At 72.4% G+C, this 16,871-nt stretch carries 17 protein-coding genes; 4 read left to right on the forward strand and 13 right to left on the reverse strand.

Annotation, left to right across the window (positions count from 1 at the left end; all coding sequences use genetic code 11):
* Positions 1 to 111: 111 nt before the first annotated feature.
* The 7 genes from truB to rimP all read right to left on the reverse strand — a co-directional run bounded on the left by truB (position 112) and on the right by rimP (position 7,039).
* Positions 112 to 1,020: a tRNA pseudouridine(55) synthase TruB gene (gene truB, locus C1708_RS09040; protein ID WP_106412173.1), complete on the reverse strand. Its 909-nt coding sequence runs from the start codon at positions 1,018 to 1,020 to the stop codon at positions 112 to 114.
* Complete coding sequence (rbfA, locus tag C1708_RS09045; protein WP_106412174.1) at positions 1,017 to 1,466, reverse strand: 30S ribosome-binding factor RbfA; 450 nt, start codon at positions 1,464 to 1,466, stop codon at positions 1,017 to 1,019. Before rbfA ends, truB begins: the two co-directional genes overlap by 4 nt.
* Positions 1,467 to 1,499: 33 nt before the next feature.
* Complete coding sequence (locus tag C1708_RS09050) at positions 1,500 to 1,793, reverse strand: DUF503 domain-containing protein (protein ID WP_106412175.1); 294 nt, start codon at positions 1,791 to 1,793, stop codon at positions 1,500 to 1,502.
* A gap of 177 nt (positions 1,794 to 1,970) precedes the next feature.
* On the reverse strand, positions 1,971 to 4,961 hold the full coding sequence (infB, locus tag C1708_RS09055; RefSeq protein ID WP_106412176.1) for a translation initiation factor IF-2: 2,991 nt from the start codon (positions 4,959 to 4,961) through the stop codon (positions 1,971 to 1,973).
* A 148-nt stretch (positions 4,962 to 5,109) separates the two neighbouring features.
* On the reverse strand, positions 5,110 to 5,430 hold the full coding sequence (locus tag C1708_RS09060; RefSeq protein WP_106412177.1) for a YlxR family protein: 321 nt from the start codon (positions 5,428 to 5,430) through the stop codon (positions 5,110 to 5,112).
* A gap of 101 nt (positions 5,431 to 5,531) precedes the next feature.
* Positions 5,532 to 6,518: a transcription termination factor NusA gene (nusA, locus tag C1708_RS09065; protein ID WP_106412178.1), complete on the reverse strand. Its 987-nt coding sequence runs from the start codon at positions 6,516 to 6,518 to the stop codon at positions 5,532 to 5,534.
* Between the two features lie 2 nt (positions 6,519 to 6,520).
* The gene (gene rimP / locus C1708_RS09070; RefSeq protein ID WP_106412179.1) at positions 6,521 to 7,039 is read right to left on the reverse strand and encodes a ribosome maturation factor RimP; all 519 of its coding nucleotides are present in this window, start codon (positions 7,037 to 7,039) and stop codon (positions 6,521 to 6,523) included.
* A gap of 219 nt (positions 7,040 to 7,258) precedes the next feature.
* On the opposite strand from rimP, the gene C1708_RS09075 reads away from it, so the two are divergent.
* Genes C1708_RS09075 through C1708_RS09090 form a run of 4 tightly spaced genes read left to right on the forward strand, consistent with a single transcriptional unit; the run spans position 7,259 to position 9,477 of the window.
* On the forward strand, positions 7,259 to 7,816 hold the full coding sequence (locus C1708_RS09075; RefSeq protein WP_106412180.1) for a hypothetical protein: 558 nt from the start codon (positions 7,259 to 7,261) through the stop codon (positions 7,814 to 7,816).
* Positions 7,813 to 8,277 (forward strand): ferritin-like domain-containing protein, encoded by a 465-nt coding sequence (locus C1708_RS09080; RefSeq protein WP_106412181.1) that lies wholly within the window; start codon positions 7,813 to 7,815, stop codon positions 8,275 to 8,277. Before C1708_RS09075 ends, C1708_RS09080 begins: the two co-directional genes overlap by 4 nt.
* A gap of 51 nt (positions 8,278 to 8,328) precedes the next feature.
* A complete protein-coding gene (locus C1708_RS09085) occupies positions 8,329 to 9,234 on the forward strand; it encodes an aminoglycoside phosphotransferase family protein (RefSeq protein ID WP_106412182.1) in 906 nt (301 codons plus the stop codon).
* 3 nt (positions 9,235 to 9,237) lie between these two features.
* Positions 9,238 to 9,477 carry a hypothetical protein gene (locus C1708_RS09090; protein WP_106412183.1) on the forward strand — a complete coding sequence of 80 codons (240 nt, stop codon included), beginning with the start codon at positions 9,238 to 9,240 and terminating at the stop codon, positions 9,475 to 9,477.
* 97 nt (positions 9,478 to 9,574) lie between these two features.
* Here C1708_RS09090 and C1708_RS09095 read toward each other — a convergent pair whose 3' ends face one another.
* The 6 genes from C1708_RS09095 to dxr form a co-directional block, all read right to left on the reverse strand.
* Entirely contained in the window at positions 9,575 to 11,278 is a 1,704-nt protein-coding gene (locus C1708_RS09095) for a proline--tRNA ligase (RefSeq protein ID WP_106412184.1), read from the reverse strand.
* Positions 11,279 to 11,385: 107 nt separating this feature from the next.
* On the reverse strand, positions 11,386 to 11,952 hold the full coding sequence (locus C1708_RS09100) for a GNAT family N-acetyltransferase (protein WP_106412185.1): 567 nt from the start codon (positions 11,950 to 11,952) through the stop codon (positions 11,386 to 11,388).
* Positions 11,953 to 11,979: 27 nt separating this feature from the next.
* Complete coding sequence (locus C1708_RS09105) at positions 11,980 to 12,828, reverse strand: GNAT family N-acetyltransferase (protein WP_106412186.1); 849 nt, start codon at positions 12,826 to 12,828, stop codon at positions 11,980 to 11,982.
* A gap of 102 nt (positions 12,829 to 12,930) precedes the next feature.
* Positions 12,931 to 14,088 carry a flavodoxin-dependent (E)-4-hydroxy-3-methylbut-2-enyl-diphosphate synthase gene (gene ispG, locus C1708_RS09110; protein ID WP_106412187.1) on the reverse strand — a complete coding sequence of 386 codons (1,158 nt, stop codon included), beginning with the start codon at positions 14,086 to 14,088 and terminating at the stop codon, positions 12,931 to 12,933.
* Between the two features lie 186 nt (positions 14,089 to 14,274).
* A complete protein-coding gene (locus C1708_RS09115; protein WP_502696058.1) occupies positions 14,275 to 15,579 on the reverse strand; it encodes a M50 family metallopeptidase in 1,305 nt (434 codons plus the stop codon).
* Positions 15,576 to 16,838, reverse strand: coding sequence for a 1-deoxy-D-xylulose-5-phosphate reductoisomerase (dxr, locus tag C1708_RS09120; protein ID WP_106412188.1), 1,263 nt, complete (start codon positions 16,836 to 16,838; stop codon positions 15,576 to 15,578). Before dxr ends, C1708_RS09115 begins: the two co-directional genes overlap by 4 nt.
* Positions 16,839 to 16,871 lie beyond the last annotated feature (33 nt).

The following is a 16,871-nucleotide window of genomic DNA, read 5'->3' on the forward strand; positions in this document are numbered from 1 at the left end:
CCCTGGGGACGGGGGAACCGAGGGGGGACCGTGGAGCGGCGCCATGCCCCTCCCCGTGTCGCGCCGCTCCACGGGCGGCCTCGGCGGAAGCGGCCCCCGGAGGGGCCGTCCTCACGCGGCGAAGACCGCCAGGCTCTTCGCCTTCCCCCGCTGCTCCTCCACGAGGGCCAGGAACCGCTCCCCGGGGCCGAAGACCGCCACCGCGCCCCTGCCGGCGTACTCCTCCGGCATGTCCAGGCGGACGCCGTTCGTCAGCAGCTTGGCGCGGCGTTCGTCGACGTCCCAGCGGGGGAAGGCGGCCGCCGCGGCCTCGGCGATCGGCATGACCGTCAGCTTCTCCTGGAGCTCGTCCAGGGTCTTCGCCGCGTCCAGGCGGTAGGGGCCGACGCGGGTGCGCCGCAGCGCGGTCAGGTGGCCGCCCACGCCCAGTCCCGCCCCCAGGTCGCGGGCGAGGGCGCGGATGTACGTGCCGGAGGAGCAGACGACCGAGACCACCAGGTCCAGCACCGGCGTGCCGTCCTCGGCGACGGCCTCGCGGACGTCGTACACGGAGAACGAGGAGACGGTGACCGGCCGGGCGGGGATGTCGAAGTCCTCGCCCTCCCGCGCGCGCTTGTAGGAGCGCACCCCGTCGATCTTGATGGCGCTGACCTTGGACGGCACCTGCATGAGGTCGCCGGTCAGGGCGGCGATCCCGGCGTCGATGGCCTCGCGGGTCACCTTCGAGGCGTCGGCGGAGGCGGTGATCTCCCCCTCGGCGTCGTCGGTGACGGTGGTCTGGCCGAGCCGGACCGTGCCGAGGTACTCCTTCTCGGTCAGCGCCAGGTGGCCGAGGAGCTTGGTCGCCCGCTCCATGCCGAGGACGAGGACGCCCGTCGCCATCGGGTCGAGCGTGCCGGCGTGGCCCACCCGGCGGGTGCGGGCGATGCCGCGCATCTTGGCGACCACGTCGTGCGAAGTGAAGCCCGACGGCTTGTCGACGATGACAAGGCCGTCGGGCGTGGTCTGCTTCTGGGTCATTCGGCGGTGTCGTCCGTCTCGTCGTCGCCCGGCTTGCGGTACGGGTCGGCCTCGCCGGCGTACGCGGCGCCCGCGGACGCCTCGCGCACCTTGGCGTCGGACTGGCGCGCCTTGTCGAGGAGGTCCTCGATGGTGCGCGCGGTGTCCGGCAGGGCGTCCATGACGAAGGTGAGGGTCGGGGTGAACTTCACGCCCGCCGCCCGGCCCACCTCGGAGCGCAGCACGCCCTTGGCGGACTCCAGGCCGGCCGCGGCCGCCTTCCGCTCCTCGTCGTCCCCGTACACCGTGTAGAAGACGGTCGCCTCCCTGAGGTCACCGGTGACCCGGGTGTCCGTGATGGTGACGTGCGAGCCGAGCCGCGGGTCCTTGATCCCGCGCTGCAGCTTCTGGGCCACCACCTCTCGGATGAGGTCCGCCAGCCTCTTGGCACGCGCGTTGTCGGCCACTGGTCCGTCTCCTTAAGTGCTTAGCGTCTTGCTTCAGTCTTCGTCGCTGTGGAGCCTGCGTCGAACCGAGAGCAGTTCCACCTCGGGCCGCCCGGCGACCAGCCGCTCGCAGCGGTCGAGGACGTCGGTGAGGTGGCTCCATTCCCCGGAGACCACCGCGAGGCCGATCTCGGCCCTGCGGTGCAGGTTCTGGTTCCCGGTCTCCGCCACGCTGACCGCGTACTTCCGCTGCAGTTCGGCGACGATCGGGCGGACGACGGAGCGCTTCTCCTTGAGCGAGTGGACGTCGCCGAGGAGCAGGTCGAAGGACAGAGTCCCCACATACATGTGTGCATCCGGATGACCCGCCGGCTCGGGATCAGGGGCCTCCCCGGTCCGGACGGAGCCGGTACCCCGGGGAAGGGCGCCGCAGCGGCGCCGGTACGGGAACCGTACACGCAACGGCCGGGGCCGATCGACGGAAATTCGCTTCCGCCGACCGGCCCCGATCGCGTGCTGCTGCGGTCAGACGCGCGGCTTCTCGCGCATCTCGTACGTCGCGATGACGTCGTCGACCTTGATGTCGTTGAAGTTTCCGAGGTTGATACCGCCCTCGAAGCCTTCGCGGATCTCGGTGACGTCGTCCTTGAAGCGACGCAGACCCTCGATGTTGAGGTTCTCCGCGACCACCTTGCCGTCGCGGATGAGGCGCGCCTTGGTGTTCCGCTTGACCTCGCCGGAGCGGATGATGACACCCGCGATGTTGCCCAGCTTGGACGACTTGAAGACCTCGCGGATCTCCGCCGTGCCGAGCTCGACCTCCTCGTACTCCGGCTTGAGCATGCCCTTGAGGGCCGCCTCGATCTCCTCGATCGCCTGGTAGATGACCGAGTAGTACCGGACGTCCACACCCTCGCGCTCGGCCATCTGCGCCGCGCGGCCCGCCGCGCGGACGTTGAAGCCGATCACGATGGCGTCGGAGCCCATCGCCAGGTCGATGTCGGACTCCGTGACCGCACCGACGCCGCGGTGCAGGACGCGGATGTCGACCTCTTCGCCGACGTCCAGCTGGAGCAGCGAGGACTCGAGGGCCTCGACCGAACCGGAGGCGTCACCCTTGATGATCAGGTTCAGCTGCTGGACCTCGCCGGCCTTGAGCACCTTGTCCAGGTCCTCCAGCGACACGCGGCGCGTGCGCTTGGCGAACGCGGCGTTGCGCTCACGGGCGGCGCGCTTCTCCGCGATCTGACGGGCCGTACGGTCCTCGTCCACCACGATGAAGTTGTCGCCCGCACCCGGGACGTTGGTCAGGCCCAGGACCTGGACCGGCGTCGAGGGTCCGGCCTCGGCGACGTTGTTGCCGTTGTCGTCGAGCATGGCGCGCACGCGGCCGTAGGCGTCGCCCACCACCATCGTGTCGCCGACCCGCAGGGTGCCTCGCTGGACGAGGACGGTCGCCACGGCGCCGCGGCCGCGGTCGAGCCGGGACTCGATCGAGATGCCCTGCGCGTCCTGCTTCGGGTTGGCCCGCAGGTCGAGCGAGGCGTCCGCGGTGAGGATGACGGCCTCGAGGAGGCTGTCGATGTGCAGACCCTGCTTGGCGGAGATGTCGACGAACATCGTGTCGCCGCCGTACTCCTCGGCCACCAGGCCGTACTCGGTCAGCTGACCGCGCACCTTGGTCGGGTCCGCGCCCTCGACGTCGATCTTGTTGACCGCGACGACGATCGGCACGTCGGCCGCCTTGGCGTGGTTGAGCGCCTCGACCGTCTGCGGCATGACGCCGTCGTTGGCCGCGACGACCAGGATCGCGATGTCGGTCGACCGCGCACCACGGGCACGCATGGCGGTGAACGCCTCGTGACCCGGGGTGTCGATGAAGGTGATCTTGCGCTCTTCGTCGTTGACCTCGGTCGCGACCTGGTAGGCACCGATGTGCTGGGTGATGCCGCCGGCCTCGCCCGCGATGACGTTCGTCTTGCGGATGGCGTCGAGCAGCCGGGTCTTTCCGTGGTCGACGTGGCCCATGACGGTGACGACCGGCGGGCGGACCACCAGGTCCCCCTCGTCGCCCTCGTCCTCGCCGAACTCCAGGTCGAAGGACTCGAGCAGCTCGCGGTCCTCCTCCTCCGGGCTGACGATCTGAACCGTGTAGTTCATCTCGTCCGCGAGGAGCTGGAGCGTCTCGTCGGAGACGGACTGGGTCGCGGTGACCATCTCGCCGAGGTTCATCATGACCGCGACGAGCGACGCCGGGTTGGCGTTGATCTTCTCCGCGAAGTCGGTGAGCGACGCACCGCGCGACAGGCGAATGGTCTCGCCGTTGCCGCGAGGCAGCATCACGCCGCCGACCGACGGGGCCTGCATGGCCTCGTACTCCTGGCGCCTCTGCCGCTTCGACTTGCGGCCACGACGCGCGGGACCACCGGGACGGCCGAAGGCGCCCTGCGTGCCACCGCGGCCACCGGGGCCGCCGGGACGGCCGCCGAAGCCGGGACGGCCACCGCCGCCGGCGAAGCCGCCACCGCCGCCGGGACGGCCGGCGAAGCCGCCACCGCCGCCGGGACGACCGGCACCGCCGGGACGGCCCGCACCGCCCGGACCACGGCCGCCGGGGCCGGGGCGCGGACCGGCAGCGGGACGCTGCGGCATCATGCCGGGGTTCGGACGCGGACCCGCGGGGCCGCCGCCGGGACGGGGACCGCCCTGCGGACGCGGCATCGAGCCCGGGGTGGGACGCGGACCGCCCGGAGCCTGCGGACGCGGACCGCCGCCCTGGCCGGGGGCCTGGGGACGGGGACCCGCGCCGGGGGCGCCGGGACCGGGACGCTGGCCCTGCGGGCGCGGGGCCTGCGGACGGGCCATGCCGGTGGAGCCACCGGAGGTGAACGGGTTGTTGCCGGGGCGCGGACCTGCCGGGCGGGCGCCCGGACGAGGAGCACCGCCGCCGGAACGCTGGCCCTGGCCGGCCGGACGGCCCTGGCCGCCCTGGCCCTGACCGGGACCGGCGGGACGGCCGCCGGGCTTGGGAGCGCCGGGACGCGCGCCGGGCTTCGGACCGGACTGCGCCGGGGACGCCGCGGGCGGGGCCTGGAACTCCGGAGCGGCCGGAGCCGGACGCGGCGCGGGGCGCGGGCCCGGAGTCGGACGCGGACCGGGAGCCGGCGCGGGCGCCGACGGAGCCGCCGGCGGCTGGGCCGCGGCGGGCTTGGGGGCCGGCGGCTTCGGGGCGGCCGGACGGTCCCCCGCCGCTCCAGCGGCGCGGGAGGAGCCTCCAGCCTGCGCCGGGGACGGCGCGGGCTTCGGGGCGGCCTTCTTCGGGGCGCCGGGCTTCGCGGCGGACCTGCCGTTGCCCCCGCCCTGCTGGAAGGCGTCTGTCAGCTTGCGTACTACGGGCGCTTCGATCGTCGAAGACGCCGAACGGACGAACTCACCGAGTTCCTGGAGCTTGGCCATGACGACCTTGCTCTCCACACCGAACTCCTTGGCGAGTTCGTATACCCGGACCTTAGCCACTTCGCTCCTTTGAGGTCCGGGTTGCGTCCGGACCGTCGCTAGTTCATGGGCGTACTCATCGCGTACTCATCGAGTGCTCATCGCAATCTCGACCTGCTTTCGACTCGCGAGGTACCAGGCCGTACGGGGGTTTCCGTACGGCAAGTTCTTACCGTGTCGCCTGTCCAGCGGACGTGTCAGCCGCTGATCGGCAACTCTGCGCCTGCTCGACGTAGTGGCGCAACGCCTTTACGTCGAGCGGTCCCGGGACGCGGAACGCCCGCGGGAACGCCCTGCGGCGCACCGCCTGGTCGAGACAGACCGGTACGGGGTGCACATACGCACCCCGGCCGGGCAGCGTACCGCGTGGATCCGGGACGCATGCGTCCTCGGTCACCACGATCCGCAGCAGCTCGCCCTTGACCGCTCGCTCGCGGCACCCCACGCACATGCGCTCGGGGCACACGCCAGCCTGTGTCCGGCCAGACACTCCTCAGTCTACCTCCCCGGACCGACCTCACCCCTCCGGGGCAAGAATCGAACACCGTCATGAGCAAAGCTGTCGTGATCTCAGCCCATCGCGGCCTGGATCTATTCCCCGGTCTGTTCCGTGTCCGGCCGGATGTCGATCCTCCAGCCGGTCAGCCGGGCGGCCAGGCGGGCGTTCTGCCCCTCCTTGCCGATGGCCAGCGAGAGCTGGTAGTCCGGCACGGTGACCCGGGCGGACCGGGCGGCCAGGTCGACGACGTCCACCTTGGAGACGCGGGCCGGGGACAGGGCGTTCGCCACCATCTCGGCCGGGTCGTCGGACCAGTCGACGATGTCGATCTTCTCGCCGTTCAGCTCCGCCATGACGTTGCGCACACGGCCGCCCATGGGGCCGATGCAGGCGCCCTTGGCGTTCAGCCCGGAGCGGGTGGAGCGCACGGCGATCTTGGTGCGGTGACCCGCCTCACGGGCGATCGCGGCGATCTCCACGGAGCCGTCGGCGATCTCCGGCACCTCGAGGGCGAACAGCTTCTTCACCAGATTGGGATGCGTGCGCGAAAGGGTGACGGACGGACCGCGCACCCCCTTGGCCACCCGGACGACGTACGACCGCAGGCGCGTGCCGTGCGGGTAGGACTCGCCGGGGACCTGCTCCTGCACCGGCAGGATGGCCTCCAGCTTGCCGATGTCCACCAGCACGTTCTTCGGGTCGCGGCCCTGCTGGACCACGCCGGTGACGATGTCGCCCTCACGGCCGGCGTACTCGCCGAGCGTGGCGTCGTCCTCGGCGTCGCGCAGGCGCTGCAGGATGACCTGCTTGGCCGTGGTGGCGGCGATGCGGCCGAAACCGGACGGGGTGTCGTCGAACTCGCGGGGCTCCTGGCCCTCTTCGAGGTCGTCGGGGTCCTCCTTCGCCCACACGGTCACATGTCCGGTCTTCCGGTCGAGCTCCACGCGCGCGCGCCGGCGGCTTCCCTCGGTGCGGTGGTAGGCGATGAGGAGGGCCGACTCGATCGCCTCGACCAGCAGGTCGAAGGAGATCTCCTTCTCCCGCACCAAGCCCCGCAGGGCGCTCATGTCGATGTCCACGGCTACGCCTCCTCTTCCTTCTTGTCGTTCTTGTCGGACGCGTCGTCCTTGCGGTTGAACTCGACCTGGACGCGCGCCCTGGCGATGTCGCCGAAGGCGAGTCGGCGCGCGGTGGCCTTGCGGCCCTTGACGCCGGGCACCTCGAGGTCGAGGCCCTCGTCGTCCGCCGCGAGGACGCGGGCGACCAGCTCGCCGCCCTCGGCGAGCTGGAACCGCACCAGGCGGCCGGTGGCGCGCACGAAGTGACGGTGCTCGGTCAGCAGGCGCTCCGCGCCGGGGGTGCCGACCTCGAGGGTGTACTCCGCGCTGCCCATCGCGTCGGTCTCGTCGAGCTTCGCCGAGAGCGCGCGGCTCACATCGGCGATCCGGTCGAGGTCGGCCCCGGTGTCGGAGTCGACGACGACGCGCAGCACACGCTTGCGGCCGACCGCGTCGACGGCGATCTCTTCGAGATCCAGGCCCTGGGAGCTGACGAGCGGTTCCAGAAGTTCTCGAAGCCTCTCGCTCTGGGTGGTGCTCATCCGGGTGACTCCTCGGCCGCGTGTGCTGTTGTGGGACGGTGCGCGTGTCTGCACAAAGGGTATCCGGTCGCAAGGGGTGTTGCCGTCCACCCTTGGCCACCCGGTCGGCCAGGGTGCCGCTGGCCGGCGCCGGACGGGCCTGCGGGTACCGTGATCACGGGCCCCGCCCGATCTCCTGTTCCCGTCCCGTTCGTCACGAACCCCCCGAGGACGCCTGCCGTGTCGTTCCCCCTGTCTCCGCGCGCCCGCTCGGGGCCGCGCAGAAGGAGTCTGCTCGCCGCCGCGCCGACGGCCCTGCTGGTGGCGGGCTGTTCCACCGGTTCCGACGACCCGGGCGGCGCCGCCGCGCGGCCCTCGGCCGCCGAGCGGACCCGGGCGCGCGCGGCCCGGGACAGCCGGGCGCTGGCCGCGCGGTACGACGCGGTCGCCGCCGCGCACCCGGAGCTGGCGGAGCGTCTGCGTCCGCTGCGGGCGGACGTGGTGCGGCACGCGGAGGCGTTCGAGGCGGGCGCGGCGGGCTCGCCCTCGCCGTCGGTGTCGTCCGCTCCCTCGGCCGGGGCGACCGCGGCGGCCGCGCCGACGTCGGCTCCGTCGCCGGCCGGGGTGCCCGCGAACGAGAAGGACGCGCTCGCCCAGCTCGCCGCCGCGGAACGGGAGATCGCCGACCGCCGGACCGAGGAGCTGCTGACCGCGCCGGCCGAGCTGGCCCGCCTGCTGGCCTCGGTGTCGGCGTCCGGGGCGGCGCACGTGTACCTGTTGACGGAGGCCCGACGGTGAGTGACGCGCAGGACAAGGAGCTGCGGGCGCTGCAGGCCGCGCTGGCCGCGGAGCACGCGGCGGTGTACGGCTACGGCGTGGTCGGCGGGCGGATCGGCGAGCAGCGGCGCACGGAGGCACGGACGGCGTACGACGCGCACCGGGCCCGCAGGGACGCACTGGTGCGCGCCGTGAGGGACGCCGGGGGTGCGCCGGTGGCCGCCGCGGCGGGGTACGCGCTGCCGTTCCCGGTGCCGGACGCGGCCTCCGCGGTGCGGCTGGCGGCGGAGCTGGAGAACCGGGTGGCGGGCGTCTACGCCGACCTGGTGCGGTCGAGCGACGGCGAGCGGCGCAGGTCGGCGGCCGAGGCGATGCGGGAGGCGGCGGTGCGGTCCGTGCGCTGGAGCGGTGAGAGCGTAGCCTTCCCTGGGCTCGCCGAGCGGAGCGGTACGGCTTCGGGCGGCCCGGCGCCGACGCCATGACATGACGGGGGGCACCGGCACCGTGTGACAGCAGGAAGGAACGACTCGCGCATGGCATTCGAACCGCCGCGGCGTCTGGTGAGGGCGCTCGGTGAGACGGCGCCCGAGGGTGACGACTGGCTGGAGAAGCTGCCCCGCCTGGCGCGTGAGGCCGTCGAACGACGCGAGTTGACGGTGGAGCGGGTGCAGCTCCCGGGCGGGCGCAGCAGCCTGGTGGTGCTCGTCCGCACGGCCGACGGCACGCCCGCCGTGCTGAAGCTGGCGCCGCCCCGGGCACGCCCGGAGAGCGAGCGCGTCGCACTGGCCCACTGGGGCGGCCTGGGGGCGGTGCAGCCGCTGGAGCCGCTGTCCGAGGGCGTCGAAGGGGTGCTGCTCCTGGAGCGGCTGCACCCGGACGTCTCCGTGCGGACGCTCCCGGAGGCGAAGGCGCTGCTGGAGGCGGCGGGCACCCTGCGCAGGCTGTGGGTCGACCCGCCGGAGGACCACGTGTTCGAGACCGTGGCCGAGCGCACCGGACGGCAGGCGAAGGCGATGCGGGCCGGCGCGGACGCCGCTCCGGAGGTGGCCCCGCTGGTGGACGCGGCGCTGTCGGCCCGCGAGGAACTGCTGGCCTCGCCGCCGGAACGCCGCCTGCTCCACGGCACGTTCCGGCAGAGCAAGGTGCTCGCCGGAGACCGGATGCCGTGGCTCGCGGTGGGTCCCGACCCGGTGGTCGGCGAGCACGCCTTCGACCTGGCGCGGCTGGTCCGCGACCGTGTGGAGGACCTGATCGCCCAGCCCTCGGGCGCGACGACGACCCGCCGCCGCGTACGCCGCCTCGCGGAGTCCCTGGAGGTCGACCGCGACCGCCTCCGCGGCTGGACCCTGTTCCGAGCGGTCGAATCGGGCGTCCGCGCCCGCCGGGTGGGACGTGAGCGGGACGCGGAACTGCTGCTGGAGTTCGCGAGCTGGCTGTAGGGCGTGGCGCGTTCACGGGACGCCGGTGCGGCCGGCGCCGACGGCCTCCCGGTCGCGCAGGCCGGCGTTCTCGTGGCGCGCGGCGCCCGCCTGCCCGACGTGGTGCGGGAACTGCGCGCGTTCCTCACCGTCGGCCTGGGCGCGCCCGAGGGCACGGGCGCCGCACTCCTCCGCTTCCGCGGCGAACGCCTCGGCCTGCCGTCGGGCCTCCTGAGCCGCCCGCTCACGGCGGAGGCCCGCTGAAGACCGACGGCGCCACGCCGCCGTGGAACGGGTCGTCCCGGCCGCGGACGGCGAGCGCGTCCGCGGCCGGGACGACCCGGGGGCCGGGAAGTGTCCTTCAGCGGGCGGTCAGGCGGGCGATCGCCTCGTCGACCGTCAGTTCCTCGCGTTCGCCGGTGCGGCGGTCCTTCAGTTCCAGCACGCGGTCGGCGGAGCGGCGGCCCGCCACCAGGATCTGCGGGACGCCGATCAGCTCCGAGTCGGTGAACTTCACGCCCGGGGAGACCCCCGCGCGGTCGTCGACCAGGACGCGGACGCCCGCGGCGGACAGCTTCTCGGAGACCTCGAGCGCCAGCTCGGTCTGCAGCGCCTTGCCGGCGGCGACCACGTGGACGTCGGCCGGGGCGATCTCCTTCGGCCAGCACAGGCCCTTGTCGTCGGCGGTCTGCTCGGCGAGGGCCGCCACCGCGCGGGAGACGCCGACGCCGTAGGACCCCATGGTGACGCGGACCGGCTTGCCGTTCTGGCCGAGGACGTCGAGCTTGAGGGCGTCGGCGTACTTGCGGCCCAGCTGGAAGATGTGGCCGATCTCGATGGCGCGGTCGAGCTTCAGCCCGGTGCCGCACTTGGGGCAGGGGTCGCCCTCCTCGACGACGACCACGTCCACGTACGCGTCGACCTCGAAGTCCCGTCCGGCGACGACGTTCTTCGCGTGGGTGTCGGCCTTGTTGGCGCCCGTGATCCAGGCGGTGCCGGGCGCGACGCGCGGGTCGGCGATGTAGGTCACCTTGTCCAGGCCCTGCGGGCCGACGTAGCCGCGCACCAGGTCGGGGCGGGCGATGAAGTCGGCCTCGGTGACCATCTCGACCTCGGCCGGGGCGAAGTGCGCCTCGACCTTGCCCATGTCGACCTCGCGGTCACCGGGCACGCCCACGGCGACGATCTCGCCGTCGACCTTGACCAGCAGGTTCTTCAGCGTGGCCGAGGCCGGCACGCCGAGCCGGGCGGCGAGGGTCTCGATGGTGGGGGTGTCGGGCGTGGGGATGTCCTCGGCGGCCGGCACCCCGGCCGCGTCCACCGGCTTCAGCTCGTACGAGACGGCCTCGGTGTTCGCGGCGAAGTCGCAGTGGGGGCAGTCGGCGAAGGTGTCCTCGCCGGCCTCGGCGGGCGCGAGGAACTCCTCGGACCTGGAGCCGCCCATGGCGCCGGCGGTCGCCTCGCAGATGCGGTAGTCGAGGCCGAGGCGCTCGAAGATCCTCTGGTACGCCTGGCGGTGCAGGGCGTACGACCGGGCCAGGCCCTCGTCCTCCAGGTCGAAGGAGTAGGAGTCCTTCATCAGGAACTCGCGGCCGCGCAGGATGCCGGCGCGGGGGCGGGCCTCGTCGCGGAACTTCGTCTGGATCTGGTAGAGGATCACCGGCAGGTCCTTGTAGGAGGACGCCTGGTCCTTCACCATCAGCGTGAAGATCTCCTCGTGGGTGGGACCGAGGAGGTAGTCGCCGCCCTTGCGGTCCTGGAGACGGAACAGCTCGGCGCCGTACTCGTCCCAGCGGCCGGTGGCGTCGTAGGGCTCGCGCGGCAGCAGGGCGGGGAGCAGCACTTCCTGGGCGCCGATGGCGTCCATCTCCTCGCGCACGACCCGCTCGACGTTGGCGAGCACCTTCCTGCCGAGGGGCAGCCACGTCCAGATGCCGGCGGCGGTGCGGCGTACGTAGCCCGCGCGGACCAGCAGCTTGTGGCTGAGGACCTCGGCGTCGGCCGGGTCGTCGCGCAACGTCTTCGCCATCAACTGGGACATGCGCTGGACCGGTGCGTTCGCCATGATTCTCGTACTCCTGCTGCTGGGGGTCCCCCCGCTCGAACCCGGCCGAGAGTGGGGGAAGGTGATGACAGGAGGTTAGCCGGGCGGGACGGGGCGGCGGAAATCGGTTAGGCGCGCGGCAGCGGCAGCGGGGCGCCCATGACGGCGTACGGGGTGGGCGCGCTCGGGAAGTGGACCTGCCGGGCGAGGTCCTGGTAGCCCAGCGAGCGGTACAGGTGGCGGGCGGGGCTGTCGAGGTCGAGCGCGGACAGGAGCGACCGGGGCTGTTCGGCGCCGTCGGTGATCGTGGTGATCAGGGCGCGGCCGATGCCGTGCTTCTGGTGCCGGGGGTGGACGTGCAGCTCGGTGATGACGAAGGAGTCGTCGAGCCAGTCGTCGTGGCCCCGGGCGCGCAGGTACGGCTCGACGACGGTGGACCACCAGTGGCTGCGCTGGTTCGGCATGCCGTAGACGAAGCCGACCAGGCGTCCCCCGACGGTGGCGCCGTAGGCCCGGGCGCCGGGGAAGGTCATGTGGCGCAGCACGATCTGCCGGCGTACGGCCACCTCGTCGGGGCCGAGCCCGAACGCCACCGCCTGGACGGCCAGCGCCTCGTCGACGTGGCCGGGGAGGTCGAGGGGGCCGATCACGATGTCGTCGGGCTCGGGGCGGCCATGACCGGGAAAGCGCACCATGCCGGGGAGACTACAGGGACAGGCCCGTCAGAACAGCACGCTCATGAAGGCTCCGACCTCGCGGAAGCCGACTTTGTCGTACGTGCGGCGGGCGGGCGTGTTGAAGTCGTTGACGTAGAGGCTGACCACGGGGGCGACGTCGGCGAGGGCGTAGCGCAGGACGGCGGCCATGCCGGGGGCGGCGACGCCCGTCCCGCGGTGCTCGGGGGCGACCCAGACGCCCTGGATCTGGCAGGCGCGGTCGGTGGCGGCGCCGATCTCCGCCTTGAAGACGACGTTGCCGTCGGCGTCGAAGCGGGCGAAGGAGCGGCCGGAGCCGACCAGTTCGGCGACCCGGGCCTGGTAGAGCAGGCCGCCGTCGCCGGCCAGCGGGGAGACGCCGACCTCCTCGGTGAACATCGCCACGCACGCCGGCATGATCGTCTCCAGTTCGTCCTTGCGGACGCGGCGGACGTACGGATCGGGCTTCACGGTGTCGGGCATGCGGTCGGTGACCAGCAGCGGCTGGCGGGCGCGGACCTCGCGGGCGGGGCCCCACTGGGGTTCGAGCAACCGCCAGAGGGCGGCGGTGGGTTCGGCCGGGCCGACGATCGACGAGCAGCGGCGGCCGGCGCGGCGGGCGCGGTCGGCGAAGGCGCGGACGGCGCGGGGGGTGGCGCAGATGGGGACGAGGTTGGCGCCCGCGTAGCACATCGACGTCAGGATGCCGTCCTCGTACCAGCCCCACATCTCGCCGCCGAGCCGCCAGGGGTCGAGGCCGGCGATCCGCACGCGCGCGGTCACGAAGGCGTTCGCGACCGGGTCGCGGTCGAGTACGGCGAGTGCGGCGTCCAGGTCGTCCGGTTCGAGGACCCGGGAAGTGGTCTGCGTCAACACGTGCGGGGCCTCACACAAAAGGGTTCTGCCTGATTTCCGCACTGTACCCGCGGATGCCGGGGGCTGCCGCCCCCGGTTCCCGCGGGCGCCGTGAGGGTCCGGTCAGCCGGCCACCGCGACCTGCGGCTCGCCGGAGGCCACGCCGTCCTTCTCCATCTGCTCGGCGATCTTCATCGCCTCCTCGATCAGCGTCTCCACGATCTTCGACTCCGGCACGGTCTTGATGACCTCGCCCTTCACGAAGATCTGCCCCTTGCCGTTGCCCGAGGCCACCCCCAGGTCCGCCTCACGCGCCTCACCCGGACCGTTCACCACACAGCCCATCACCGCGACCCGCAACGGCACCTCCATGCCCGTCAGACCCGCGGTGACCTCCTCCGCCAGCTTGTAGACGTCCACCTGCGCCCGCCCGCACGACGGACACGACACGATCTCCAGCCCGCGCTGCCGCAGGTTCAGCGACTCCAGGATCTGGATGCCGACCTTGATCTCCTCCACCGGCGGCGCCGACAACGACACCCGGATCGTGTCACCGATGCCCTGCGACAGCAGCGCACCGAACGCCACGGCCGACTTGACCGTGCCCTGGAAAGCCGGACCGGCCTCGGTCACCCCCAGGTGCAGCGGGTAGTCGCACCGCTCGGCGAGCTGCCGGTACGCCTCGACCATCACCACCGGATCGTTGTGCTTCACCGAGATCTTGATGTCGCGGAAATCGTGCTCCTCGAACAGCGACGCCTCCCACAGCGCCGACTCCACCAGCGCCTCCGGGGTGGCCCTGCCGTACTTCTGCAGCAGCCGCCGGTCCAGCGACCCCGCGTTCACCCCGATCCGGATCGGCGTGCCGTGGTCCTTCGCCGCCTTCGCGATCTCCTTGACCTGGTCGTCGAACTTCTTGATGTTGCCCGGGTTCACCCGCACCGCCGCGCAGCCCGCCTCGATCGCGGCGAACACGTACTTCGGCTGGAAGTGGATGTCGGCGATCACCGGGATCTGCGACTTCCTCGCGATCACCGGCAACGCGTCCGCGTCGTCCTGCGTGGGGCAGGCCACCCGCACGATCTGGCAGCCCGACGCGGTCAGCTCCGCGATCTGCTGCAGCGTGGCGCCGATGTCCGACGTCCGCGTCGTGGTCATCGACTGCACCGACACCGGCGCGTTCCCGCCCACCGCCACCGATCCGACCTGGATCTGCCGGCTCTTCCGCCGCACGGCGAGCGTGGTCGGGACGGACGGCATGCCGAGAGAAATCGCAGTCATCTGCTGTGCAACCCCAAGTCGTGGATCAAGGTCCGGCTCCCCGTGAGCAGCGGGCTCCGGGCTCCGAGATTACGGCAACGGCCGATGCTCGAGCACATCGCGTCCGTAAACCCGCCCAAAGGACGACGGCCCGGAGCCCCGGGGTTCCGGGCCGTCGTGAACGGCGGGTGGCGCGGCGCGGAACGGTCAGGAGATGCGCACCGGGTTCACCACGTCCGCGATCAGGACGAGGATCGTGAAGCAGACGAAGATCCCCGCCACCACGTAGGCGACGGGCATCAGCTTCGCCACGTCGAAGGGGCCCGGGTCGGGACGGCGCAGCACCCGGGCGAGGTTGCGGCGCAGCGACTCCCACAGCGCGCCCGCGATGTGTCCGCCGTCGAGCGGCAGCAGCGGAAGCATGTTGAACAGGAACAGGGAGAGGTTGAAGCCCGCGAGGAGCATCACGAACATCGCGAGCTGCTGCGATGCGGGGATGTCCAGCGTGGCGATCTCCCCGCCGACGCGGGCGGCGCCGACGACGCCCATCGGGGAGTCGGGTTCGCGCGGTCCGTCGCCGAAGGCCGCGTCCCACAGGGCGGGGACCTTCGACGGCAGGGCGGCGAGGGAGTCGACCGCGTCGCCGACCCGGTCGGTCATCCAGGTCACGGACTCGCCGAAGTCCTGTTTGACGACCCCGGTGGCGGCGCTGAAGCCGAGGAAGCCGGCCTTGACGTACTCGCCCTCGACGTAGGCGCCGTTGCCGTCCTTCTTGGCGACCATGTTGGTGGCGATGGTGGCCCGCAGCGTCACTTCCTCGCCGTCGCGTTCGACGACGATCGGCACGCTCTTGCCGGCGCTGTCCCGGATGAGGTCGGACAGGGTGCCCCAGTCGTCGGTCCGCACTCCGTCGAAGGCGACGATCTTGTCCTTGGCCTTCATGCCGGCCGCGGCGGCCGGGGACCGCGGGTCGGACTTCTCGCAGTCGTCGCGGTTCTCGCTCTGCGAGATCACGCACTGGGAGACCGAACTGACGGTGGTGGTCTGCTGCTGGATGCCGAAGCCCATCAGCACGGTGAGGAACAGCACGACCGCGAGGATCAGGTTCATGAACGGGCCGGCGAACATGACGACGACCCGTTTCCACGGCTTGCGCGTGTAGAACAGGCGCTTCTCGTCGCCGGGGCGCAGTTCCTCGAAGGCCGCGGAGCGGGCGTCCTCGATCATGCCGCGCCACGGGGAGGTGGAGCGGGCCTCCAGCCGGCCGTCGGGACCCGGCGGGAACATGCCGATCATCCGGATGTAGCCGCCGAACGGGATCGCCTTGACGCCGTACTCGGTCTCGCCCTTCTGCCGCGACCACAGGGTGGGGCCGAACCCGACCATGTACTGCGGCACGCGGATGCCGAACATCTTGGCCGTGGACAGGTGCCCGAGTTCGTGCCAGGCGATGGAGAACAGCAGGCCGGCCGCGAAGACGACTATGCCGAGGATGAACATCAGGGTCGTCATGCACGCGCCTCCGCGCTCGCCGTCCGGGCTGTCAGTTCGCGGGCCCGCGCCCGGGCCCAGGTCTCCGCTTCGAGGACGTCCGACACGGTCAGGGAGGTTCCCGCGGCGGGCGTTCCGTGTTCCTCGACCACCCGGGTGACGGTGTCGATGATGCCGAGGAACGGCAGCGCGCCGGTGCGGAAGGCCTCGACGCACTCCTCGTTCGCGGCATTGAACACCGCGGGGGCGGTTCCCGCGAGTTCGCCGACGTGCCGGGCGAGGTTCACCGCGGGGAAGGCCTCGTCGTCGAGGGGGAAGAACTCCCAGGTGGACGCCTTGCTCCAGTCGAAGACCGGGGCGGCGCCGGGGACCCGTTCGGGCCAGCCGAGACCGATGGCGATGGGGCCCCGCATGTCCGGGGGCGTCGCCTGGGCCAGTGTCGATCCGTCCGTGAACTCGACCATCGAGTGGACATACGACTGGGGGTGCACGACGACCTCAATGCGGTCGAAGGGAATGTCGTAGAGCAGGTGCGCCTCGATGACCTCCAGGCCCTTGTTGACGAGGGTCGCGGAGTTGATCGTGATGACCGGGCCCATGGCCCAGGTGGGGTGCGCGAGGGCGTCCTCGACGGTGACCGCCGCCAGCTCCTGCCGGGTGCGGCCGCGGAAAGGGCCGCCGGAGGCGGTGACGACCAGCTTGCGGACGTCGGCGCGGGTGCCGGCGGCCAGCGCCTGGAACAGCGCGGCGTGCTCGGAGTCCACCGGGATGATCTGGCCGGGCTCGGCCAGCGTCCTCACCAGCGGGCCGCCGACGATCAGCGACTCCTTGTTGGCGAGCGCGAGGGTGCGGCCGGCCTCCAGCGCGGCGAGGGTCGGGGCGAGCCCGATGGAGCCGGTGATGCCGTTCAGGACGGTGTGGCAGTCGGAGGCGGCGGCCTGGGTGGCCGCGTCGGGTCCGGCGAGGATCTCCGGCAGCGGCTCCCCCGCGCCGTACCGCGCGGACAGCGCCTCGCGCAGCTCCGGCACGACGTCCTCGCGGGCGACGGCGACCGTGCGGACCCGCAGGCGGTGCGCCTGCTCGGCGAGGAGGGCGACCCGGCCGCCGTGGGCGGACAGGGCGGTGACCCGGAAACGGTCGGGGTTGCGCAGCACGAGGTCGATGGCCTGGGTGCCGATCGACCCGGTGGAGCCGAGGATCACCACGTCCTTCGGGCCGTCTCCCGCGACGGGGTCGTACAGCAGGTGCGGGTCGGCGAGGGGAGCTGGAGCGTCGGTCATGGCCCCCATTGTGTCCGGTCGCGGGGGGCGCCG

It is taken from the genome of Streptomyces sp. DH-12 (assembly GCF_002899455.1).
In the GTDB taxonomy this organism is placed as follows: Bacteria; Actinomycetota; Actinomycetes; order Streptomycetales; family Streptomycetaceae; genus Streptomyces.

Coding starts and splice junctions, on each gene's coding strand:
- rimP (WP_106412179.1), bottom strand. CDS start 7,039: ATGAGCACCACCCAGAGCGAGAGGCTTCGAGAACTTCTGGAACCGCTC.
- C1708_RS09085 (WP_106412182.1), top strand. CDS start 8,329: ATGGCATTCGAACCGCCGCGGCGTCTGGTGAGGGCGCTCGGTGAGACG.
- C1708_RS09100 (WP_106412185.1), bottom strand. CDS start 11,952: ATGGTGCGCTTTCCCGGTCATGGCCGCCCCGAGCCCGACGACATCGTG.
- C1708_RS09095 (WP_106412184.1), bottom strand. CDS start 11,278: ATGGCGAACGCACCGGTCCAGCGCATGTCCCAGTTGATGGCGAAGACG.
- ispG (WP_106412187.1), bottom strand. CDS start 14,088: ATGACTGCGATTTCTCTCGGCATGCCGTCCGTCCCGACCACGCTCGCC.
- C1708_RS09050 (WP_106412175.1), bottom strand. CDS start 1,793: ATGTATGTGGGGACTCTGTCCTTCGACCTGCTCCTCGGCGACGTCCAC.
- dxr (WP_106412188.1), bottom strand. CDS start 16,838: ATGACCGACGCTCCAGCTCCCCTCGCCGACCCGCACCTGCTGTACGAC.
- truB (WP_106412173.1), bottom strand. CDS start 1,020: ATGACCCAGAAGCAGACCACGCCCGACGGCCTTGTCATCGTCGACAAG.
- C1708_RS09115 (WP_502696058.1), bottom strand. CDS start 15,579: ATGACGACCCTGATGTTCATCCTCGGCATAGTCGTCTTCGCGGCCGGC.